Source organism: Laedolimicola intestinihominis, from assembly GCF_040096155.1.
Classification (GTDB): domain Bacteria; phylum Bacillota; class Clostridia; order Lachnospirales; family Lachnospiraceae; genus Laedolimicola; species Laedolimicola intestinihominis.
Genome location: NZ_JBBMFE010000019.1, coordinates 37,840 through 59,061 on the forward strand (window position 1 = coordinate 37,840; position 21,222 = coordinate 59,061).

Sequence of the window (21,222 nt, forward strand, 5' to 3'; positions counted from 1 at the left end):
AGGCAGAAATATGAGTGAATTACTAAATGGCATATTCGAATGCCTTGATATAAATAGCGGTACTGGTTTGGCTACAGAAGACAATTTGCAGAGCATGACTTCCTTTCAAAGACTATTTTATACACAAGTTCATGAAAAGATAGGAATTGACGCTGTATATTTTCTTCGCGATGTAAACGGAATTGCTAAAGTTCCGCTTATCTATTTTTCCGTTATTCAAAAATATGATGCGAAACAAGTCGCAGAGTTACATCGTCTTTCTTGGAATCTCGGAGAGGCTCCGTTGTTATTCGTGGTGACTCCAGATGAAATTTTGATTTATAACAACTATGAAACACCGCAAGTCATTGAGAATGGAAATCTTGATCCTACTGCAGGGATAATTGAAACGTTAAGTTTAACAGATGGATTGGTTTCACAGCAACTTGCCTTAAAGAAGTATCATCGTTCCTTGCTTGAAAGTGGCGAATACTGGCGTCAAAGCATGACGAGGTTTAATGCTCAAAATCGAGTTGATGCCACACTAATATCAAATTTGAGAATAATGCGCAGAACATTGATCAATCAAATCAGTAAAAGATGCGATAAGAGCAAAGAAATAATTACGGGTGTAGTTCACGCTTTGCTCAGCCGGTCGATTTTTATTAAATATCTGGAAGAACGAAAAGATTCAAACGGAGAAACCGTATTTCCACAAGATTTTTATTGCAATTTTATGGAGTTAGCGAAATGGTATACTGATGTGCTGAACAGTAAAGAAGCAACTTATAACTTATTTTTAACACTTAAAGACAAATTTGATGGTGATACGCTGCAAGTCTCAGAAATTGAAACAGAGATCATTACTCAAGATGATTTGGATGAGCTTCGCACATTTATTTTAGGTAACAGCGAATTGGAGAGCAGACAACTTACCTTATGGCCGCTTTATAGTTTTGACATTATCCCCATTCAGTTAATCAGTAGTATCTACGAGTTATTTTTTCATTTGTCAGACGAAGAGGATGAGAAAGGAACATATTATACACCTCTCCATCTTGTCAACTTGGTCATGGATGAAGTGTATCCTTGGGAAGGCGAATATAAAGATATATCATTTTTTGATCCATCATGCGGTTCGGGCATTTTTTTAGTTGAAGCATATAGAAGACTGGTTTGTAGATGGATGTCACAAAACGCTGTTCAAGCAATCACCTGTGATCGACTAAATCTTCTCTTGAAAAATAGTATTTTTGGTGTAGATATTAATGAAGAGGCAATTCGAGTCGCCTCGTTTAGCCTTAGTTTAGCAATGTGTGACTTCCTAGACCCACGAAGCATCTGGGATAAGCTTTCATTTCCTTCTCTATTAGGTAAGAACTTGATTTCAAGTGATTTTTTCGATGAGGATAAGTCTTTTAATAAAGAAAGATATGATGTCATTGTTGGTAATCCACCTTGGCAGAGTAACATTACCGAAAAAACGAAAGAGTACTTGAAGAAAGTAAATCGTGTTATAGGTGATAAGCAAATTGCACAGGCATTTTCTATCAAGTGTTCAGAGTTGTGCAAACAAAACGGAATTATCTGTCTCCTTATGCCTAGTAAGGGATTGCTTTTTAATAGGTCTGATAAAAGTAGGATGTATAGAGCAAATCTTTTTTCGGATAACAATGTTCTAGCGATTATAAATTTATCAGTATATAGAAAATTTTTATTTGATCACGCTAGTGGACCCGCTGCTGCCATTATCTATACTCCCAAAAGGGAAGAGCTCAAGCAACCAATAATTTATTGTACACCAAAGCCAATTTATACAATTGAAGATACCAGGAAGTTTTCTATTGATCCTACCGATATATGTAGAATTCCGCATGACATTATTGATGACGATAGAATCTGGAAAATTGCAATGTGGGGAGCACCTAGAGATCTTGAATTAATAGGAAAAATGCAAAGTACTTTTGCACCTATGGCATCATTTATTGAAGAAAATCACATGACAACTGCTGAAGGGTTCAAAAGAGGAAATCGGAAACATCAATGTTATGACTTCACAGGTCTTCCATTGATAGAAGCAAAATCCTTTAAACCATATTATGTTTCATCCGACGAACTTCCGATAGTTGATTTCCATGACTTTGAGTGCGTTGTCAAAAATGCTAGAGAGATTTTTGCTGCTCCACATTTGATAATTAAACAGAGCCATAAAAATGGAACATTTCTTTCAGAAGTGTTGGATTATGATGCTGTGTTTAACCATAGCCTTTTGGGAATTCACGGTGAAATTGAACAGCTTAAGTACTTGAGCGTGATAATAGGTTCAAGAGTATTTTCGTATTATCATATACTTACAAATAGAAAGTGGCTAGTAGAACGGGACGAGTTAGAGGCCGGGGACATTTGGCAGACGCCAATCCCCAAACCCAACGATGCTGAACTCACAGAAGCTTGTAACATCTTTGATAAATTAGTAAACTCACCAAAAGAGAATTACCTGTTGGAACAGTTTGCACGAAATATGTATCGTTTAAAGGAATATGAGTGCTACCAAATAGATGATGTTATTGACTATGTTTACGACTATTTTAAAAATAAAAATCGTTCAGTATCTTTTTTCAGACCGAGCATTGATAACTACAAACTATATTACGCTTCTCTAAAAGGGATACTGACTAGGACATTTGGAACTGGCATGGGCTTTTCTGGCGACCTATATTTTGGCAATGCTCCACTATCTGTTCTTGTGTTAAATGTTGAGCATTCCACCACAAAGGATCTAAATGTTATAACCAACAATGATCAGCTTAATGAAATACTCCTAAACTTGGACCGTTCATTGGTCGATAATCAACAAATGGTTTTCGTGAGAAGAAACCTCCGTATTTATCAGAGAGAAAAGATTTTCATTGTTAAACCAGCGCAACGCAAATATTGGACATATTCTGCTGCCTGCAGAGATGCAGATGAAATATTCGAAGATATTTCCAAAGCATGGAGGTGATTTTATGAGCAGTATAAGAAATATAACAGCATCTTCAGCTGTGCCGGACGATTTGGCAAAGCGACTTGGTCCTGCTGGTATCAACGAAATATTATTGACTCTATGGCAGGGGTATCATGACATGATTGCCGATACAAGCATTACCATCACTGAAAACACTGAAGAAGATGATATTACACAGGAATGGTATGGGAAAATATCGCTACGATGGACCAGTGAAAATAGAGCTACTATTCTACGAATAAACAGCATTGGCCCAGTACATCAATATCAAGATCCTACATTAAAGAAGAAGCGTGGATATAAGCCCACCATTGATTTTTGTTTTCGTGATTGGGATACTTCAAACAGTTATTTTGGCGCAGAATGCAAGAATCTATATAATCATAAGAAAGATAAAATCAAAAGATATGTTGAGACAGGAGTTAAAAATTATATCTCAGGACGGTATGGTTCACAGTCATCAGAATCTTCAATTATTGGGTATGTGTTAAGTGGCAAGATTCCAGAAATTGTAAACGAACTTGTTTCTGAAATTGCAAAAGTTACGCCAGTAAGCAATTTGTCCCGCGAGTTACGCTATATGGAACCGCAGTACTCTTCACAGCATATGCGGAATCTTGATAATCAGGAAATAACCATACATCATTTGTTTTTTGATTTTTCTCATTAAAATATATGTGTTTTGTTTGAAGAATAATGTTTCTGCCTATTATGTTCTACTCGTATAGATAGTGAGTAAAAAGTAGCGATTTCAAGCTATCAAATCTATGTTGGTAGCTTGGATTTCTGCTTTTCAGAATTATATTTTTTGTCTTGGGCTTGACATACGGGTGCCGCAGATCATGCACTCTTGTCAGATCCGAATAACAGACAGAAAACCTCGGATGCCCATTTTATAAGGGTTTTCGAGGTTTCTTTATGTCTGTTGGATCTATTTCTTTTGACGGAGTATTTTTTATGCGTTAATACCGAAAAACTTCTCCATATCCTCTTCCACAGTGCCAATTCCTGCAATGCCGAAGTTCTCGATCAAGACCTTTGCAACATTCGGGCTGAGAAATGCCGGAAGTGTAGGGCCAAGGTGGATATTCTTCACACCAAGATATAAAAGAGCCAGAAGAACGATAACTGCTTTTTGCTCGTACCATGCGATATTATAGATAATTGGCAGATCGTTAATATCGTCAAGCCCAAAGACCTCTTTGAGTTTCAAGGCGATTACAGCAAGGGAATAGGAATCATTGCATTGACCTGCATCCAGAACACGTGGGATGCCATTGATATCGCCTAAAGGCAACTTGTTATATTTATATTTTGCACAACCGGCAGTAAGAATGACAGTGTCCTTCGGCAGAGCCTTAGCAAATTCTGTATAGTAGTCGCGGCTCTTTGCTCGACCATCACAGCCCGCCATAACCACAAACTTTTTGATAGCACCGCTTTTTACAGCTTCTACAACTTTATCTGCCAAAGCCAGAACCTGTGCATGGGCAAATCCGCCGATGATTTCACCGGTTTCGATTTCACTCGGAGCGACACATTTTTTTGCATGCTCAATAATCGCAGAAAAATTTTTTTGTTCGCCAATTTCTCCCGGAATATGTGTACATCCCGGATATCCCACAGCGCCGGTAGTGTAAAGCCTGTTTTTGTAACTATCCTTAGGAGGAACAATGCAGTTGGTTGTCATTAGAATAGGACCGTTAAAGGATTCAAATTCTTCTTTTTGTTTCCACCAAGCATTCCCATAATTACCAACAAAGTTAGGATATTTTTTGAAAGCGGGATAATAATGAGCTGGCAACATCTCGGAATGCGTATACACATCCACTCCAGTTCCCTGTGTCTGTTCTAACAGCATTTCCAAATCGCGCAGGTCGTGGCCGGATACCAGAATGCCGGGGTTCTTTCTGACACCGATATTTACCTTTGTAATTTCGGGGGTTCCATAGCTGTCTGTGTTAGCCTTATCCAGCATTGCCATACCGGATACTCCGTATTTTCCTGTTTCCATTGTTAGAGCAATCAGATCTTCTACACTAAGGCTATCATTCAGCGTGGCAGCCAGTGCTTTCTGAAGAAATGCGTCAACTTCATCGTTGTCCTTCAACAACACATTTGCGTGCTTCGAGTAAGCGGAAAGTCCCTTCAAACCGTAGGTGATTAACTCGCGCAGAGAGCGAATATCCTCGTTTTCGGTAGAAAGAACACCGACAGTTCTGGCTTTTTCTTCCCAGTTTTCAGCTCCGTTCCATTTTGCGGCTTCAGGCAGAACAGTCAGATTGGTAACTTGCTTTAGCAGAACTTCCTTTTCGGTCAGTGTAGCACGGATTCTTGATTCAATGCTCTCTTTATCAAAATTTGCGTTGGTAATGGTAGTGAACAGATTCAGAGTAATCAAGTGATTGATTTTTGCAGAGACCTGTTTACCTTCCTGACGCAATGCAGTCGTAATAGCCGAAATTCCTTTTGTAACATAGACCAACAGATCCTGCATGGCCGCTACATCAGGTTTCTTTCCGCATACGCCGGACATGGTGCAGCCCTTGCACCCGGCGGTTTCCTGACACTGATAGCAAAACATTTTTTGTTCCATAATATGCCTCCTAAAAACTATTAAAATTTGAAATAATGTGGTTTCTTCTCAATCAAAAAAGCATATAGACGCGTTTGAATTAATCTTCCCAGGCGATTGCAGACACAGGACACGAGTTGATGGCCTCCTGTACAGCACCTTGATTTTTCAGCGTTTTCTGGTTGATACGCTTCAGCCTTTCCCTGCTCGTTCATACGGAAAACCTCGGCGCAGATCCACAGCAAAGCCCACAGCCAATGCAGAGATCCTTATCTATTTTTGTTGCTTTCATAAAATCACCTTCCTTTGTCAATTTTGCGTTTGATTAAAATACAACTACTAAAAGCATCTTGAACGCTTCCTGCCCATATACCGCATGGGGATGACCTGCTGGCATGACAATAGATTCTCCTTCGTGCAGCAGATATTCAACGCCATCAATCGTGATTTTTCCGATACCATCCAAGCAGGTGACGAAGGCGTCCCCACCCGATTCATGGGTGCTGATCTCTTCGCCCTTTGCGAATGAGAACAGGGTAATACTTACTGCCTGGTTTTGTGTCAAAGTTTTGCTGACAATCTGCCCCTCCTGATAAGAAATTTGTTCTCTCAGCGCCAGTACTTCTGATTGAGCAATGTTTTTCATTTTTTTACTCATAGTATCTCTCCTTTTATTCCAAAATTTTACCACCCAACGAAATCGTAACAATCTGCCAAGAAATGAATTTTCCGCTTGCCTGCAACGCTTTTTTGGTAGCTAATTCCAGTCCGCCGCAGCAGGGAACTTCCATGCGTACAACCGTCACACTTTGAATGTTGTTGTTTTGAATGATCTGCATCAGCTTTTCGCTGTAGTCTATGCTGTCAAGCTTTGGACAGCCGATAATCGTAATTTTCCCACGCATGAAATCCTCGTGCATTCTGGCATAGGCGTATGCACTGCAATCCGCTGCAATTAACAATTTTGCACCGTCAAAATATGGTGCATTAGTCGGTACCAGTTTGATTTGGCATGGCCATTGTCCCAACTGTGATTCTGTTTGTACCCGGGCAGAAGGAGTTGTTTCTTGTGAATGTTGAATACGCTGCATTCGACTGCCGGGGCAGCCTGTATGGGGAACAACGGCATGATTGCTTTTCGCTTTTTTCCTCATATTTTCCTGCACAGCTTTTTCATCATAGGCGGCAGCTTCTCTCTCCACAAAGGAAATTGCACCTGTCGGGCAGGTTGGCAGACAATCTCCCAAACCATCACAATAATCATCTCGCAGAAGTGTTGCTTTGCCGTTTACCATGCCGATTGCACCCTCGTGACAAGCTTCGGCACACGCACCACATCCGTTACATTTTTCTTCATCTATTTGGATAATTCTTCGAATCATTTTATACCATCCTTTCTCTTGTCTTTCTGGGCATAATATATTATAATTAAAAATAAAAATCTGTTGTTATAACAACGAAAGGGTAAAAAATATGAAATTATCCGATATGCAGTTATTCCGTGGGTTAGAAGAAGATGACATCTTCTCGCTTTTAAGCTGTTTGAATAGTGTAAAACGCAATTATAAAAAAGGAGAAGTAATTCTTTCAGAAGGGAGTATTATAGAGAATATCGGCATTGTACTGTCAGGCATGGCAATGATATCTTGTAACGATATTTGGGGGAATACCAGCATTTTAGGAAGTGTTGCACCTGGTTCTGTATTTGCTGAGGTATATGCCTGTATTCCGGGACAGCCGATGCTGGTTACAGTGTCTGCCGTGGAAGATACCTCTGTGTTGTTTATGAATGTGGGACGTGTTCTGACTACCTGCACAAACGCTTGCCCTTTTCATACAAACCTTGCACGAAATCTACTGACTGTCTGTGCTCATAAAAGTCTGCAACTTTCACAAAGGATTTTGCACACCAGTTCCAAATCCATACGAGGCCGATTGATGTCTTATTTTTCAGAATGCGCAAAACATGCCGGAAGCAATTCTTTTCTGATTCCATATAACCGCCAGCAATTAGCAGATTACTTGAATGTTGACCGCAGTACTATGTGCAACGAGCTTTCTAAAATGCAGAAAGATGGCATGATTGAATACAAAAAAAATCGTATTTTGCTCAAAGATTGAGATTTAAGGAATGGTATGAATTTGAATAGGGATTGATTTTTTAAGCAAAATCGCTTATGATTTGAAATAGAATATAGTGCTATTATCCACAGTTACAGAGCAAGTGTTATCAACACCGATAACAAAATGATAACATTAGCCTGTATAGGCAGGATAATATGGATAAATCAAATAATCAAAAGAACTGTAAACACGACAGAGAATAATCTCTAAACAAAATTGATTAGTAATTGCCGAGTTTGAGTAAAAAGGTAAATCCCTACAAAGCTTGTATTTATGGGCTTTGTAGGGATTTTTTAGATGGTAATGGGTACGATTTGGGTACAAAATATTTATTTACGTTTAGATACAGTAGTTTTATTGCCTAATTTTGAAATCGCATTTGCACATATTTCTGTTAAAGGCTCTCCGATTGCTGCTTTATAGTTAAAACCTAATAATTGCATTGTTTTTAGTGTGTCAACACTAATTAATTCTTTGATTTGTTCATAGCTTTCAACTTGAGATTTGACCTTCGCAATTTCATCTTCTCCCTTTGGAAGGGCATTTGCGATTTGTATAGATTTAATAATTTCAAGTATATTTGAAACGGTATTATGTAAGTGTTGAATATCTTCGTCACTAATAACAACTTTTTCAAGTTCTGACTTGTAAGACTGTGCAATACGTATTGCTTCGTCACGTTCCAAAAGTAGTTCGCTCACAATTTCGTCATAAGTATTACGAACTTTATCAGTATTCTTTTCATCTCTGATAGCTTTGATTTTTGTTGAGACTGCGGTGGCAGTTCCCTTTACTGCTAATTCTGCAAGAGATGCTCCTAAAGCGACTAATTCAGTAGTGTATATAGTATCCATATGTGTATCCTCCTTTTAATCATGTTTGTGCGCATTATATAAAAACATAAATTCATCTGCAAATTTTTTAACAAAATCTTTATCCAGTGCAGTAGCTAATGTTTCATTGTTACTCATTGCATTTCTACTCCAATTGTATGAGTCATGGGAACCAATAAGAGCACAGGTGAAAAAGTTGTCAGAGGGAAAAATGCTCCAGCCGAAAGGAACGTGGATGGTTGACGATGATAAAGGCATTTTCACCTGTGTGGATGGATTGCGTCCGGTCATTATGCTGATTGAATCAATCAAACCGGAAACGGATATTCAAAGATAAGGAGAAGGCCAGATGGAACAGTATAAGCAGATTGCAGAAAAAATAAAAGAGGCAGACGGTATCTTGATTGGAGCCAGCAATGGACTGTCTATTGCCGAAGGTTATAATATTTTTGCCAATGATGAGAAGTTTCGTAGCCATTTCGCAGACTTTCAGAGAAAGTATGGAATCCGTAGCCTGATTCAAGGGAGCTTTGGCAGATTTGAAACGGAAAACGAGATGTGGAGCTATTACAGCCGCATGGCGTATTACTATATGTATCATACACAATCCAGCCTTCTAATGCAGACCTTATATATGCTGGTAAAGGAGAAACCGCATTTTGTGGTGACTTCTAACACGGACGACCATTTTGCGGTGGCAGGATTTGATCGGAAATCTATTTTTGAGATTGAGGGCAACATGAAGGATATGCAGTGCGCCAGAGGATGCCACGCTCAGGTGTATTCTAACCGTGAGGTTGTATTTACAATGAGGGAGCATGAGCAGGGAATGGAAATTCCGGCTGAATATCTGCCGAGATGCCCAATCTGCGGCGGAACCATGCAGATTCATGTGCCGGTGAACCAAGCGTTTGTACGAGGCAAAGATTGGCAGGCACAGAGTGAATGTTACATGGATTTTATCGACAGTTTCCACAACAAATTCAGGAGAAATCAATTGGGGTTGACGGCGATTTATCATTGATTTTACCAGAGATTTTAGCAAAAATAAATAAGGATTCAAAGTTATGAATCAGAGAGGCTGTGGATGAGCATACACAAGGAATGGATTTGTAGATATGTTCAAGTATTACCTAGGGAGAGTGGAATTCACAATTTCATTTTTTATTACCGACGCAGTGCTGGCGGCAACCTTGAAAGATTTGTTTGAAGATGGTATTATTGATCGGAAATCTTACGATGAAATTCCGCCCCCGGTGAAATTATTCCTGACGGAGAAAGGAAAATCCGTCGTGCCCATCCTGCGGGGCATCTGTGAGTGGTCAGATATTTTTTATAAAGAAGACAGCGAAAACACCATGACACAGTACCAGAAGTGCGATCATCGCAGATGAGATTTCATAGAAATTGATATTTGTAAAGGAGACAAAAATATGCCGGAATTAAGCCAACGGGTTGGAAACTTTACGGATTCTGTTATCCGCAGAATGACACGTATCAGCAATCAATATGGAGCCATCAATCTGTCACAGGGCTTTCCTGATTTTGATCCGCCAAAGGAAATCATGGACGCATTGGCGAAGGCCGCCTATGAGGGGCCGCATCAGTATTCTATAACCTACGGAGCCCAGAATTTCCGGGAAGCGCTGGCTGCAAAGCAGGGAAAGGCTATCCACAGAATCATCGATCCAAACACAGAGATCGTGGTGACCTGCGGCGGAACCGAGGCGATGATGTGTGCCATGATGACCATCTGTAATCCCGGGGATAAGGTGATGGTATTTTCCCCGTTTTACGAGAATTACGGTGCCGATGCCATTCTGTCCGGGGCGGAGCCCATCTACATTCCGCTGGTTCCGCCGGAATATGAGTTTGATATCCGGCTGGTGGAGCAGGGCTTCCGGGACGGAGCGAAGGCTATCATTGTCTGCAATCCATCCAACCCCTGCGGAAAGGTGTTCCGCGAGGAGGAGCTTGTGGCCATCGGGAAGCTGGCTGTCCAATATGACGCCTTTGTGGTGACCGACGAGGTGTACGAGCATATGGTGTACGCGCCAAACCGGCATATTTGTATGGCTTCCCTGCCGGGCATGTACGGGCATACGATCACCTGCAATTCTCTGTCAAAGACCTACTCCATTACAGGCTGGAGACTGGGCTATCTGATTGGACCGGCTTATGTGATTGAGGCGGCCAAGAAGGTGCATGATTTCCTGACCGTGGGAGCGGCCGCGCCCTTACAGGAGGCGGCGACAGTGGGCCTTAAGTATTCGGAGGATTATTACGAAAAGCTGCTGGAGACTTACACGGAAAAACGGAATTATTTTCTGGCGGGACTGGATCGGATCGGGCTGAAACATAACGTGCCCCAGGGGACCTATTTTGTACTGATTGATATCTCCGAGTTTCTGGAGCTGCCGCAGTTCCGGGGCTTTACGGATCTGGAATTCTGCGAGTGGATGATCAAAGAGATTGGCGTGGCCGCCGTTCCTGGATCCAGCTTTTTCAGGGAAGAGGTCAACAACCTGATCCGCCTGCATTTTGCCCGGGAAAAGGAGACTCTGGACGAAGCGCTTGGACGGCTGGAAAAGCTGAAAGAACTGAAATAAAAATCCTGACATGGGACCGCACAGAGAGTCAGGAAGCCTTTCACTTTAAAACGTGTCTATATAATATTACATAGATAAGTTGGCACAATATGTTTCAGATTATAAGAACTTATCCAGCTCAGCTTCAACCTGTTTCCTCTTTTTAATCACAGGATGTTCGATTACATTGCCCCGTGCGACTACCAGCTCCAGATTCCGCAATGCCCGCAGATCTTCCAGCGGATTCTCCGCAGTAACGATAAGATCCGCTGCCTTGCCTTTCTCAATGGAGCCGGTCAGATGCCCGATACCGTCCAGCTCGGCGCTGCGCTTGGCGGCGGTGTAGAGGGCGAAGGCGTTGGAGACACCCACATATTTGTGGAAATAATAGAGCTCTCGCCAGAAGTCATACTGGGTAATCCAGGGACAGCCCACGTCGTTGCCGAGAACCACCGGAATATCGTTGGCCAGGGCCGCCTTAGCGCAGTCGATGATACCCTCGAAGACCAGACCACATTTCCATTGTACTGCTCCACCTCGGTGGCGTTGGTGATGGAGCGGTCAAACAGGGCGTAGGGCAGAGCCGGGCACGCCCTTTTCTTTGGCGTCCAGAACGCCGCCGGTGATCATGAGCTTGATGAGATCGACCTTTTCCGACCGGGCCTTTTCCAGCTGCGCCAGGGCTTCGGGAATGTTCGCCGCTGCCACAGCCACCGAACCGGCCATGTGTCCTCCGGGGACAGAGATTCCCTGATTGGAGGCGAGAATGCGGGGGCCAACCCTGGAACCGGCCGTGATCTCATCTCGCAGGCGGGTGTCGAAATCGCCCAGACCGCCGACCGTCCGGATGGTGGTGACGCCGCCTAAGAGTTCGTCATTTGCGAAGCCACAGACCATTTTGTAAGCAATCGTTCGAGTGAGCCTGGTGCTCATGATCCGTTTTACCAGTTTTTCATTGTCCCGCTGCTTCTTCTGCGGCTTGCCATTTCCGGCCAGATGTACGTGCATGTTAATAAGGCCCGGCAGAATGTAATGCCCATGCAGATCCACCCTCCGATATCCCGTCACATCCGCCGTATCCGGCACGATATCCGAGATCAACCCATCCTTCACCAAAATACAGAGCCCAGTCTGCACCTGCATGTCCCGGTTTCCGTCCAGAAGCTTTCCGTTTGTAAATACGTAGTTCATAGTAATCCCCCAATTTCACGAATTGATTACCTTCACTATACACCGGTGGTAATGGGCTTGGCAAGCGGAAAAACCTATGCGCAGGGCTGCCGGTGATTTCTCCGGTTTTGAACCGGTAGAACAGAAAAATGATTCATTTTCAGGGGATAAGATCGTGCCTGGCTTATCCTTGGGAATTTAATTAAGCAACTGGTCAAAATTTCCTATTTATGCTAAACTGCCTTTAGAACAAAAATCCAATTCCGGAAAGGCGGAGCGCATATGCTTAAGGCAATTTTATTTGATATCGATGATACGTTATATGATTTATCCATCCCATTTAAGGAGGCTTTCCGGGAGTTCTTTCCCGGGGAAAAGATGGATCTGGAGGGAGCTTTTCTGGCCAGCCGAAAGTATAGCGATCTGATCTACGATCGGTCTTTAAGCGGGGAGATTTCCATGGCGGAGATGTACATCTACCGCCTGGGAAATGCGTTCCGGGATTATGGGAAAATCATCGACGGGCCCACGGCGCTGCAGTTTCAGAGTGTATATGAGAAGCGTCAGCATGAGATCCGGATGACAGAAGAGATGGAACGGATGCTGGAGGAGCTGTCAAGAAAAATGACACTGGGAATTATTACCAACGGCCCGTCGGAGCATCAGCGCGATAAGGTGCGCGCATTGGGTGTGGAGCGGTGGATTCCCATGGAGCGGATCTGGATTTCCGGGGATCTGGGCGTGGGAAAGCCCCATAAAGAGATTTTTGAGGCAGCCCGGGAAAAGCTGGGACTGAAGCCTGAGGAACTTTGCTTTGTGGGAGACGCTTACGGACATGATATTCTGGGAGCCAAGGGCGCGGGCTGGAAAGCCGTCTGGTTTAATCACAGAGGGCATCAGGCCACGGGAAAGGTGATGCCGGATTATGAGGTACGTTCAGAACAGGAGCTGATTGCATTACTGGAAAAACAGTGTGCAGATTGATAAATTTTCAATGAAACACTTGATTATAAAAGGATGCCCATAGAGCTGGAGAAGCTGAAAGAGCTGTTAGAACAGGTATTGCAGAAAATGATATACGAAGGAGAATGACATAAAATGAGTGGTTTGGGAACACTAATCAACGCTCTGGCGATCATCGCTGGCGGTATCGTCGGCATCTGCTGTAAAAAGCTGATCAAAGAGAGATATCAGGAAACGATTATGAAAGCGACCGGGTTTTCTGTGATGTTTCTCGGCGCAGGCGGTACATTTTCAAAAATGCTGGTGACGACTAAGAGCGGGCTGCCGCTGGATACGACAGGCTCCATGACCATTGTGCTTTCCATGGTGATCGGAGCGTTTGCAGGAGAAATCATCGATTTGGATCATCAGTTTGAACGATTCGGAAGCTGGCTGAAACACAAGACAGGAAGCGACGGGGATAATCAGTTTATCAACGGCTTTGTGACGGCGTCCCTGACGGTCAGCATTGGCGCCATGGGTATCATGGGAGCCATTCAGGACGGTATCTACGGCGACCATACTACGCTGGTGGCGAAGGCCATACTGGACTTTGTCATTGTGTTGATTATGGCTTCTTCCATGGGGAAGGGCTGTATCTTTTCCTTTATTCCGGTGGCAGCCTGGCAGGGACTGATTACCGCCCTGGCCGTGGTGCTGTCCGGGTATATGACCGCTCCGGTGCTGAACAGCCTGTCCATGGTGGGAAATATCCTGATTTTCTGCGTGGGCGTGAATCTGGTCTGGCCGAAGACCATTAAGGTGGCGAATCTTTTGCCGGCGCTGATTGTGGCAGTGCTGATGGCATAAAGCTTTACTGATTAGCCAGTACGATCTTGATAAACTCCGACATGCTTCGTGTCAGATATTTATGATTCCGATAATACAGCGTCACATTTCGTACCGCGTTCGGATCGTCTAACTTATAGTAGATAATATTCTGGTTTGGCGATAATTTCTTCACCACGGTATCGCTGACAAAGGAAGCGCCCATGCCATTTTCCGTCAGGTGATAGGTGGTCAGCAGCTGATCCAGCTTCAGGATGGTATTCAGCTTTACGCCTGCGTTCTGGCAGATATTTTCCATGCGCTTGCGGGTATCGTTGGGCAGCCGCAGGGTCACGAAGGGTTCTTCGGCGAACTTCTCCAGCGGGACCCCCGGGAAAGAAGGATTCAGGTGCGTATCCAGGTTTACGTCCTCCCAGGTCAGCTGATAACGGGTGGCCCGCCGGTTGGACGGGAAGGAAGCCGGGACTGCCAGCAGCAGGTATTCCTTCATCAGAACCCGGTGACAGTAGATGTCGTCGTTGGTGTGAAAATTGTCGATGACCATGTCCACCTCATTGACGGAGGCCTTCTGTGCCAGGGTCTGGGAATCGGCCTCGTAAAGATTTACCTTCACATGGGGATAAGCCGCCGAAAACTGCGAGATATATTTCGGCAGAATATAGGAGGCGAAGAAGGATGTAGTCCCGATGGACAGATGCCCCGTCTTCAATTCATTCAGATTATCCGTATAATAGGCAAATTCATCTTCCAAATCCATAATCTTTTCCGCAATCCGGATATACTGTTCTCCGTACTCGGTCAGCTGGATGGGATTGGTGCTGCGGTCGAAAAGCGGCGCACCCACCTTCGCTTCTATTTTCTTAATCATGGCGCTCAGAGACGGCTGAGAAATGTAGAGATTCTTCGCCGCTTTGGAAAAACTCTGCGTCCTATATACCTCATAGACATAATTGATACCACTAAACATAAAATCCCCCTGTTAATTATATAACGATGATGAAAATGACAGATAAAATGCGCTTTTTAAGCAGAAAATACGGTATAGTCATAGATGAATAATTATATATAACATATAAATATAGATATTTGCTAATATCATACCGCGATTTTATAATAAATACAAGGAGAAAAGACTACCAAAAAAGAAAAAAGGAGGCACTTATGAGAAAGGTAGACGAGCGGTCAAAGGAGCTGGTGCAGGATCCCCTGGTAAAGGGTATGTGGTGCGTACCGCTTCATTCCAATCCCAGCGGCGTATGCTACAGCGACGCGGTGGTAGACGCTCTGGCGTCCATGGAGACGGCGGCAGACGATTTCCGTATCTTCTGGGACAATGCCTACGGCGTACACCATATGATATCTTCCAGCAGCCGCAATATTGCGGAGCTTTGGAAGCATATGTCGGCGCAGACCATCAGCCATGACAAGCTGAATCAACTGCGTCACGTACAGTATTTCCAGATGCCGGAGAACATAAGACTTCATATGAAGAGGCTGGCGGATCTGTTAAGACAGAAATTCGATATCGTGCTGAATAAGCTTACGGAGGGGTTGGGGGACACCTCTTACGCTACCTGGAGCAGTCCGAATCGCGCCGTCCTATCCGACGGAGGACGAGCTTTCCAAGGCCATGGATATTTTTGTTTTATGTGTAAAAATAGCTGCAATTGAGAAAATTTTGGGGTAAAATAGAGAAGGAGAAATCATTATGGCATACAATCCTTATGAAAACGTATTGAAGGTTATGGATGAGGCGGCACAGATCCTGGGCTACAGTGAGAGTGATATCGAGCCGCTGAAGTATCCGGAGCGCGAGCTGAAGGTATCGGTTCCGGTGGTGATGGACGACGGAAGCACCCGCGTATTTGAGGGCTACCGCATCCAGCATTCCACATCCCGCGGACCGGCCAAGGGCGGTATCCGTTTCCATCCGGCGGTAAATAACGACGAAGTCAAGGCGCTGGCAGCATGGATGACCTTCAAGTGCGCAGTTGTAAATATTCCTTACGGCGGCGGCAAGGGCGGCGTGGTCTGCGATCCGCATGAGCTTTCCGAGCGTGAGCTTCGGGCCATCACCAGAAGATTTACCGCAGCCATCATGCCTCTGATCGGACCGGATCAGGACATCCCGGCTCCGGACGTAGGAAGCAATGCAGCTGTTATGGGTTGGATGATGGATACCTACAGTATGCTGAAGGGACACTGCGTACACGGCGTCGTTACAGGAAAGCCCATCGAGCTGGGCGGAGCGCTGGGACGAAATGAGGCCACCGGACGCGGCGTTATGTTCACCACAAGAAATATCATGAAGAAAATGGGCATGGAGATGAAGGGCACCGACGTAGCCGTACAGGGTATGGGTAACGTGGGAAGCATTACAGCCAAGCTACTCCATCAGGAAGGCATGAAGGTAGTCGCTGTCAGCGATGTATCCGGCGGCATCTATAAGAAAGAGGGTCTGGATATTCCGGCTATCCTGGCATATCTGGGCAAGGATCGTAAGAACCTGCTGTCCGGCTATGAGGAAGATGGTATGACCCGCATCACCAACGAGGAGCTGCTGGAGCTGCCTGTCACTGTTCTGGTACCGGCTGCGCTGGAGAATCAGATCAACGGAACCAACGCGGATAAGATTCAGGCGAAGCTTATCGTAGAGGCAGCCAATGGTCCGACCGCCGCAGAGGCAGACCCGATTCTGAACGAAAAGGGCGTCGTCATCGTACCGGACATCCTGTCCAACGCGGGCGGCGTGGTCGTATCTTATTTTGAGTGGGTACAGAATATCCAGTCTGTCAGCTGGACCGAGGAAGAGGTCAACGCGAAGCTGGAGCGTATTATGAACAACTCCTTCGAAGCTGTATACAATATTGCACAGGAAAAGAAGGTTCCCCTGCGTACAGGCGCGTATCTGATCGCGGTGGACCGTGTAGTAAAGGCTAAGAAAGCGAGAGCGATCTGGCCGTAGAAAAAATATAGCAGCCACTGCGCATCGCGGAGCGGCTGCGAACGGAGTGAGTAGCTTGGAGAGCAGAGTGAGTGAATTGAAAAAAGTAAGGGAAAAGCTGGAAAGCGGGCAGACGCTGGAATTTCAGGAAAAGAGACTGCTTTGCAATGAGCTGATGACCCGTGAGCCGCGGATGGAGAAGCTGATTGTGAAATGGTTTGACGAGGAAGACTACCGGACGGTCCTGCGCCACAAGGTCGGCGACGGAGTCATCGGAGGAAAGGCCTGCGGCGTACTGCTTGCCAGAAAGCTGATAAAAGAGAAGCTTCCCGAATATGAGTCACTGCTGCTCCCGCACCATTCCTGGTTTATCGGATCCGACGTATTTGCGGAATATCTCTGGGAGGAGACCTTCTCCGAGCGGACGAAACGGGAATTCGGGGAACTGCTGGCCCATCTGGGCGGCGATCCTTATGTGGTTCGTTCCAGCAGCACCCTGGAGGATGGCTTTGACCACGCATTTACCGGAAAATACGAATCTGTCTTCTGTACCAATCAGGGAAAGAAAGACGAGCGAATTGAAGAATTAAAGGCGGCGGTGTTCCGTGTATACAAAAGTGTCTGGAATGAATCTGCGGTAGAGTACCGCAGAACCCGCGGCCTGACTCATACAGATGAACGAATGGCTTTATTGGTTCAGCGGGTGGAAGGAATGCGCATGGGAAGCTATTACCTTCCGCTGGCGGCCGGTATGGGCTGCTCCTATAATCCTTACAAATGGATGGAGCAGATGAATCCCGAGGCCGGCATGCTGCGTATCGTACTGGGTTTGGGAACCAGAGCGGTGGAACGTACCCCCGGCGACTATCCGAGACTGATTGATCTGGATCGCGCGCGGGGCAGTTTGTATGCTTCCGCGGGCGAGCGCCACAAGTACTCCCAGCGTCAGGTGGATGTGCTTGATCTGGAAAATGCCGCGCATAAGACAATCTGGCTGGAGGAGCTGACACCCCTTTTGCCGGAGCGTGGGAAGAAGCTGGTATTAAGCCATGACACCGATGCGGAACAGCGGCTCCAGGAGATGGGCCGGTACCGCCCGGTGCTGTTCGCGGATTGTCAGGGTATCGCCCATGACAGTGATTTTATGAACATGATGCAGCGGATTCTGAAAATGCTGGAGAGTGAATATGGCCGCCCTGTGGATATTGAGTTTGCCATGGAGGAGGGCGGAGACGGAAAGATTCACCTGAATCTGTTCCAGTGCAGGCCGCTCCGCCAGGTGACCAAGCAGAAATTCGTGATGCCGGAGGGCAACGAGGAGGAGGTTTTATTTGACGTCAGAAGAACCTCCATGTGGCGCTCCAAGGAGGAGAAGCTGGATATCATCGTCTGGGTGGATCCCCAGAAATATTACGAGTATCCATATGCGAAAAAGCCGGACGCGGCCCATATGATCGGCGTCATCAACCAGTATTTCAGCCAGCAGGGCAGGCATATGATGCTGCTGGTGCCGGGACGCTGCGGTACGTCGTCCCCGGAGCTTGGCGTGCCGGTGAAGTATTCCGATGTGAGCTGCTTTTCTGCCATCTGCGAGGTGGCCTACAGCAAGGCCGGTTACAATCCGTCCCTGTCCTACGGCAGCCACATGTTTCAGGAGCTGGTGGAGGCGGACATCTACTACGGCGCCATCAATGAAAATAGCAAGACGAAGATTTACCGTCCGGATTATCTGAACACCTTCCACGATGTGTTCGGGGAAATCTGGCCGGATAAGGCGGAATTCGGAAACATGATACGGGTGTTTGACGTATCGGAGAACCATGCAAGGCTTTTACTGGACGCCAAAGAAGGGCGCGCGGTATGCAGGATAAAGAAAACTGTTGACAGAAAGACCGAGAAGTAGTAAACCATTAGAGTATCTGAATTGTGTTTTTTAGTTAAGAGGTAAAAGTATGTCATCAGCAGCATCCATGATCAAAGACAATCCCTTAAAATCCATGCTGCAGTTCGCCCTGCCCCTTCTGGTGGGTAATCTTCTGCAGCAGACCTATAACATCATCGACGCAGCCATCGTAGGCCAGACCCTGGGCGCGGAGGCGTTGGCGGCAGTGGGATCCAGCAGCAGTGTACAGTTTCTGGTACTGGGCTTTTGTATGGGAAGCTGCGCGGGCTTCGGCATTCCGATTGCGAAGTATTTCGGCGCGGAAAAGTATGATACCATGCGGCGCTATATCTTCAATGGCGGCGTTCTGACGGCGATGATTGCGGCGATCGTGACAGTGCTCTGTATGTCTCTGTGTAACTGGATTTTACAGATTCTGTCCGTGCCGGGGGACATTTTCGCAAATGCGTATGCATATCTGCTGGTGATCTTTATCGGCCTGCCATTTACACTTCTGTATAATTATCTTTCCAGTATTCTGCGTGCGGTAGGAGACAGCCGGACGCCGTTTCTGTTCCTGGCATTTTCGGCTATCTTAAATATCTTTCTGGATCTGTTTTGTATCATAGTTCTGAAATGGGGCTGCGCCGGAGCGGCCATTGCGACGATTACTGCACAGGCTGTCAGCGGACTTTTATGTCTGGGATTTATCATCCGCCGGGTGAAACTGATGCGGATGAGCCGGGAAAACCAAAAGATGGATGGAGAAGCTGTGAAGGAATTGCTGATGATGGGGCTGCCTACCGGTCTGCAGTTTTCTATTACCGCCATTGGCAGTATGGTCATGCAGTCTGCCAATAACAGTCTGGGAAGCATCTATGTGTCGGGCTTTACAGCGGCCGTAAAGATCAAACAGTTTGCGTTGTGTCCCTTTGACGCCATGGCGACTGCGGTTTCTGTATTTTGCAGTCAGAATCTGGGTGCGGGTCAGGCGAAGCGTATCCGCCAGGGGTTATTCCAGGGAATGGTTGTGGCCGTGGGCTACGGTATATTTGCAGGTTTGGTACTGATTGTGTTTGGGCGCTCCTTGTCCATGATGTTCCTGAGCAGGGATAACGTGGAGGTGTTGGACGCTTCCGCTAAATACTTGCGGTGCATGGGATTCTTCTACTGGAGCCTGGGTATCCTGAACGTGTCCCGCATGGTGACCCAGGGACTGGGCTTTTCCGGACGTGCCTTTTTCTCTGGCGTGACGGAAATGATTGCCCGGATCATCGTCAGCGTGGGCTTTGTGGGGACCTTTGGCTATACGGCCATCTGTTTTGCGGATCAGACGGCCTGGGTATCTGCCTGTTGTTATATTTTCCCGACCTGTCTGTACTGTATGAAAAAAGTTACAAAATTGATTCAGTCGGAGACTCCTGCGCAAGCTGATTCTCTACATGCATAATAAATTCTTCGGCCACGTGTGACAGCTGATGATTCTTGCTCCAGATGAGAGCATAGGAAGCATAGGCGTCCGGGTGGTCGATTTTTTTTACGCAGAGTTCGTCGCTTCGAATCAGGGAAGAAATGGAGGCCGGGTAAATGGAGACGCCGACGCCGTGGAGACTGAGCTCATAGGCATTGACCATATGGGCGATACGTCCGCGGATGACGGGCTTCCGGCCAGTTCCGAGAAACCACTGATCGATCTCCTGCTTACGGGATTCCCGGGAAGGAATCAGAAGGTCGTAGGGTAGAAGCTGTTCCGGTGTAATAGAATCTCCGGGCAGGGCGGCCAGCGGGTGATCATGGGGAAGCAGAGCCACCCAGGGCTCCCGGCAGACAGGAAGAACCTCAAAGCCTTCTTTATTGTAGGGGGCGGTAATCATAGCGACCTCACAGAGACCTTTGGAGACGCGGGTATTAACGTCGTCGGAATTGCCGTTCCAGAGATTGTACTGTACATGGGGATAGCGTTTCTGGAAGGACGCAATCCACGCGGAAAAGAGGTGGGGGCAGCAGCCCTCGACAGAGGCAATGTAGAGCATACCCTGCAGGCCTTCCTTCACTTCCCGGACTTCCTCTGCAGATTTATTGACCAGGTCGAGAATCTGGTTGGCGTACTGAAGAAACAGTTCGCCCTCTTCGGTGAGGGAAATACTGTGGGGGCTGCGCAAAAACAGTTTCGTATCCAGCTCCTTTTCCAGATCCTGAATCTGACGGCTTAAGGGAGGCTGGGCAATATTCAGCTTCTCCGCTGCCCGGGTAAAGTTCTTTTCGTCTGCGACGGCCTTAAAATATCGAATGTGTCTGAGTTCCATGGTTGCCTCCTGCGTTATACTTT

The 21,222-nt window shown here is 45.9% G+C and carries 20 protein-coding genes; 12 read left to right on the forward strand and 8 right to left on the reverse strand.

Annotated elements, in window-relative coordinates; all coding sequences use genetic code 11:
- Nucleotides 1-10: 10 nt before the first annotated feature.
- Entirely contained in the window at nucleotides 11-2,983 is a 2,973-nt protein-coding gene (locus WMO29_RS15405) for an HsdM family class I SAM-dependent methyltransferase (RefSeq protein WP_349165390.1), read from the forward strand.
- 4 nt (nucleotides 2,984-2,987) lie between these two features.
- Complete coding sequence (locus WMO29_RS15410) at nucleotides 2,988-3,656, forward strand: hypothetical protein (protein ID WP_118700149.1); 669 nt, start codon at nucleotides 2,988-2,990, stop codon at nucleotides 3,654-3,656.
- Nucleotides 3,657-3,941: 285 nt separating this feature from the next.
- Here WMO29_RS15410 and hcp read toward each other — a convergent pair whose 3' ends face one another.
- The 3 genes from hcp to WMO29_RS15425 form a co-directional block, all read right to left on the reverse strand.
- Nucleotides 3,942-5,582: a hydroxylamine reductase gene (gene hcp / locus WMO29_RS15415; RefSeq protein WP_349165392.1), complete on the reverse strand. Its 1,641-nt coding sequence runs from the start codon at nucleotides 5,580-5,582 to the stop codon at nucleotides 3,942-3,944.
- A gap of 304 nt (nucleotides 5,583-5,886) precedes the next feature.
- Complete coding sequence (locus tag WMO29_RS15420) at nucleotides 5,887-6,219, reverse strand: cupin domain-containing protein (RefSeq protein WP_349165393.1); 333 nt, start codon at nucleotides 6,217-6,219, stop codon at nucleotides 5,887-5,889.
- A gap of 13 nt (nucleotides 6,220-6,232) precedes the next feature.
- Nucleotides 6,233-6,943: an ATP-binding protein gene (locus WMO29_RS15425; RefSeq protein WP_349165394.1), complete on the reverse strand. Its 711-nt coding sequence runs from the start codon at nucleotides 6,941-6,943 to the stop codon at nucleotides 6,233-6,235.
- 91 nt (nucleotides 6,944-7,034) lie between these two features.
- On the opposite strand from WMO29_RS15425, the gene WMO29_RS15430 reads away from it, so the two are divergent.
- Nucleotides 7,035-7,682 carry a Crp/Fnr family transcriptional regulator gene (locus WMO29_RS15430; RefSeq protein ID WP_121708407.1) on the forward strand — a complete coding sequence of 216 codons (648 nt, stop codon included), beginning with the start codon at nucleotides 7,035-7,037 and terminating at the stop codon, nucleotides 7,680-7,682.
- A gap of 332 nt (nucleotides 7,683-8,014) precedes the next feature.
- Here the strand turns inward: WMO29_RS15430 and WMO29_RS15435 are convergent, their stop codons facing one another.
- Entirely contained in the window at nucleotides 8,015-8,539 is a 525-nt protein-coding gene (locus tag WMO29_RS15435; protein ID WP_118625206.1) for a hypothetical protein, read from the reverse strand.
- Nucleotides 8,540-8,867: 328 nt separating this feature from the next.
- On the opposite strand from WMO29_RS15435, the gene WMO29_RS15440 reads away from it, so the two are divergent.
- From WMO29_RS15440 to WMO29_RS15450, 3 genes are all read left to right on the forward strand, one after another.
- Nucleotides 8,868-9,542, forward strand: a complete 675-nt coding sequence (locus tag WMO29_RS15440) for a Sir2 family NAD-dependent protein deacetylase (RefSeq protein WP_349165395.1) — start codon at nucleotides 8,868-8,870, stop codon at nucleotides 9,540-9,542.
- 118 nt (nucleotides 9,543-9,660) lie between these two features.
- A complete protein-coding gene (locus tag WMO29_RS15445) occupies nucleotides 9,661-9,912 on the forward strand; it encodes a winged helix-turn-helix transcriptional regulator (RefSeq protein ID WP_349165396.1) in 252 nt (83 codons plus the stop codon).
- A gap of 39 nt (nucleotides 9,913-9,951) precedes the next feature.
- Nucleotides 9,952-11,127, forward strand: coding sequence for a pyridoxal phosphate-dependent aminotransferase (locus WMO29_RS15450; protein WP_349165397.1), 1,176 nt, complete (start codon nucleotides 9,952-9,954; stop codon nucleotides 11,125-11,127).
- A 99-nt stretch (nucleotides 11,128-11,226) separates the two neighbouring features.
- Here the strand turns inward: WMO29_RS15450 and WMO29_RS15455 are convergent, their stop codons facing one another.
- A complete protein-coding gene (locus WMO29_RS15455) occupies nucleotides 11,227-11,616 on the reverse strand; it encodes an amidohydrolase family protein (RefSeq protein WP_349165409.1) in 390 nt (129 codons plus the stop codon).
- A gap of 51 nt (nucleotides 11,617-11,667) precedes the next feature.
- The gene (locus WMO29_RS15460; RefSeq protein ID WP_349165398.1) at nucleotides 11,668-12,297 is read right to left on the reverse strand and encodes an amidohydrolase family protein; all 630 of its coding nucleotides are present in this window, start codon (nucleotides 12,295-12,297) and stop codon (nucleotides 11,668-11,670) included.
- 261 nt (nucleotides 12,298-12,558) lie between these two features.
- Here WMO29_RS15460 and WMO29_RS15465 point away from each other — a divergent pair, with 261 nt between their 5' ends.
- Nucleotides 12,559-13,260 carry an HAD family hydrolase gene (locus WMO29_RS15465; RefSeq protein WP_349165399.1) on the forward strand — a complete coding sequence of 234 codons (702 nt, stop codon included), beginning with the start codon at nucleotides 12,559-12,561 and terminating at the stop codon, nucleotides 13,258-13,260.
- 114 nt (nucleotides 13,261-13,374) lie between these two features.
- Entirely contained in the window at nucleotides 13,375-14,088 is a 714-nt protein-coding gene (locus WMO29_RS15470) for a DUF554 domain-containing protein (RefSeq protein WP_349165400.1), read from the forward strand.
- Between the two features lie 4 nt (nucleotides 14,089-14,092).
- Here the strand turns inward: WMO29_RS15470 and WMO29_RS15475 are convergent, their stop codons facing one another.
- On the reverse strand, nucleotides 14,093-15,034 hold the full coding sequence (locus WMO29_RS15475) for a LysR family transcriptional regulator (RefSeq protein ID WP_349165402.1): 942 nt from the start codon (nucleotides 15,032-15,034) through the stop codon (nucleotides 14,093-14,095).
- A gap of 194 nt (nucleotides 15,035-15,228) precedes the next feature.
- Here WMO29_RS15475 and WMO29_RS15480 point away from each other — a divergent pair, with 194 nt between their 5' ends.
- The 4 genes from WMO29_RS15480 to WMO29_RS15495 all read left to right on the forward strand — a co-directional run bounded on the left by WMO29_RS15480 (nucleotide 15,229) and on the right by WMO29_RS15495 (nucleotide 20,343).
- Nucleotides 15,229-15,738: a PLP-dependent aminotransferase family protein gene (locus tag WMO29_RS15480; RefSeq protein ID WP_435391201.1), complete on the forward strand. Its 510-nt coding sequence runs from the start codon at nucleotides 15,229-15,231 to the stop codon at nucleotides 15,736-15,738.
- Between the two features lie 31 nt (nucleotides 15,739-15,769).
- Nucleotides 15,770-17,032 carry a Glu/Leu/Phe/Val family dehydrogenase gene (locus WMO29_RS15485; RefSeq protein ID WP_349165411.1) on the forward strand — a complete coding sequence of 421 codons (1,263 nt, stop codon included), beginning with the start codon at nucleotides 15,770-15,772 and terminating at the stop codon, nucleotides 17,030-17,032.
- A gap of 67 nt (nucleotides 17,033-17,099) precedes the next feature.
- A complete protein-coding gene (locus WMO29_RS15490; protein WP_349165403.1) occupies nucleotides 17,100-18,914 on the forward strand; it encodes a PEP/pyruvate-binding domain-containing protein in 1,815 nt (604 codons plus the stop codon).
- A 49-nt stretch (nucleotides 18,915-18,963) separates the two neighbouring features.
- Complete coding sequence (locus WMO29_RS15495; RefSeq protein ID WP_349165404.1) at nucleotides 18,964-20,343, forward strand: MATE family efflux transporter; 1,380 nt, start codon at nucleotides 18,964-18,966, stop codon at nucleotides 20,341-20,343.
- Here WMO29_RS15495 and WMO29_RS15500 read toward each other — a convergent pair.
- Nucleotides 20,288-21,199, reverse strand: a complete 912-nt coding sequence (locus WMO29_RS15500; RefSeq protein ID WP_178038266.1) for a LysR substrate-binding domain-containing protein — start codon at nucleotides 21,197-21,199, stop codon at nucleotides 20,288-20,290. The genes WMO29_RS15495 and WMO29_RS15500 overlap by 56 nt on opposite strands.
- Between the last annotated feature and the right edge of the window lie 23 nt (nucleotides 21,200-21,222).

Coding starts and splice junctions, on each gene's coding strand:
- WMO29_RS15405 (WP_349165390.1), top strand. CDS start 11: ATGAGTGAATTACTAAATGGCATATTCGAATGCCTTGATATAAATAGC.
- WMO29_RS15410 (WP_118700149.1), top strand. CDS start 2,988: ATGAGCAGTATAAGAAATATAACAGCATCTTCAGCTGTGCCGGACGAT.
- hcp (WP_349165392.1), bottom strand. CDS start 5,582: ATGGAACAAAAAATGTTTTGCTATCAGTGTCAGGAAACCGCCGGGTGC.
- WMO29_RS15420 (WP_349165393.1), bottom strand. CDS start 6,219: ATGAGTAAAAAAATGAAAAACATTGCTCAATCAGAAGTACTGGCGCTG.
- WMO29_RS15425 (WP_349165394.1), bottom strand. CDS start 6,943: ATGATTCGAAGAATTATCCAAATAGATGAAGAAAAATGTAACGGATGT.
- WMO29_RS15430 (WP_121708407.1), top strand. CDS start 7,035: ATGAAATTATCCGATATGCAGTTATTCCGTGGGTTAGAAGAAGATGAC.
- WMO29_RS15435 (WP_118625206.1), bottom strand. CDS start 8,539: ATGGATACTATATACACTACTGAATTAGTCGCTTTAGGAGCATCTCTT.
- WMO29_RS15440 (WP_349165395.1), top strand. CDS start 8,868: ATGGAACAGTATAAGCAGATTGCAGAAAAAATAAAAGAGGCAGACGGT.
- WMO29_RS15450 (WP_349165397.1), top strand. CDS start 9,952: ATGCCGGAATTAAGCCAACGGGTTGGAAACTTTACGGATTCTGTTATC.
- WMO29_RS15460 (WP_349165398.1), bottom strand. CDS start 12,297: ATGAACTACGTATTTACAAACGGAAAGCTTCTGGACGGAAACCGGGAC.
- WMO29_RS15465 (WP_349165399.1), top strand. CDS start 12,559: ATGCTTAAGGCAATTTTATTTGATATCGATGATACGTTATATGATTTA.
- WMO29_RS15470 (WP_349165400.1), top strand. CDS start 13,375: ATGAGTGGTTTGGGAACACTAATCAACGCTCTGGCGATCATCGCTGGC.
- WMO29_RS15475 (WP_349165402.1), bottom strand. CDS start 15,034: ATGTTTAGTGGTATCAATTATGTCTATGAGGTATATAGGACGCAGAGT.
- WMO29_RS15480 (WP_435391201.1), top strand. CDS start 15,229: ATGAGAAAGGTAGACGAGCGGTCAAAGGAGCTGGTGCAGGATCCCCTG.
- WMO29_RS15495 (WP_349165404.1), top strand. CDS start 18,964: ATGTCATCAGCAGCATCCATGATCAAAGACAATCCCTTAAAATCCATG.
- WMO29_RS15500 (WP_178038266.1), bottom strand. CDS start 21,199: ATGGAACTCAGACACATTCGATATTTTAAGGCCGTCGCAGACGAAAAG.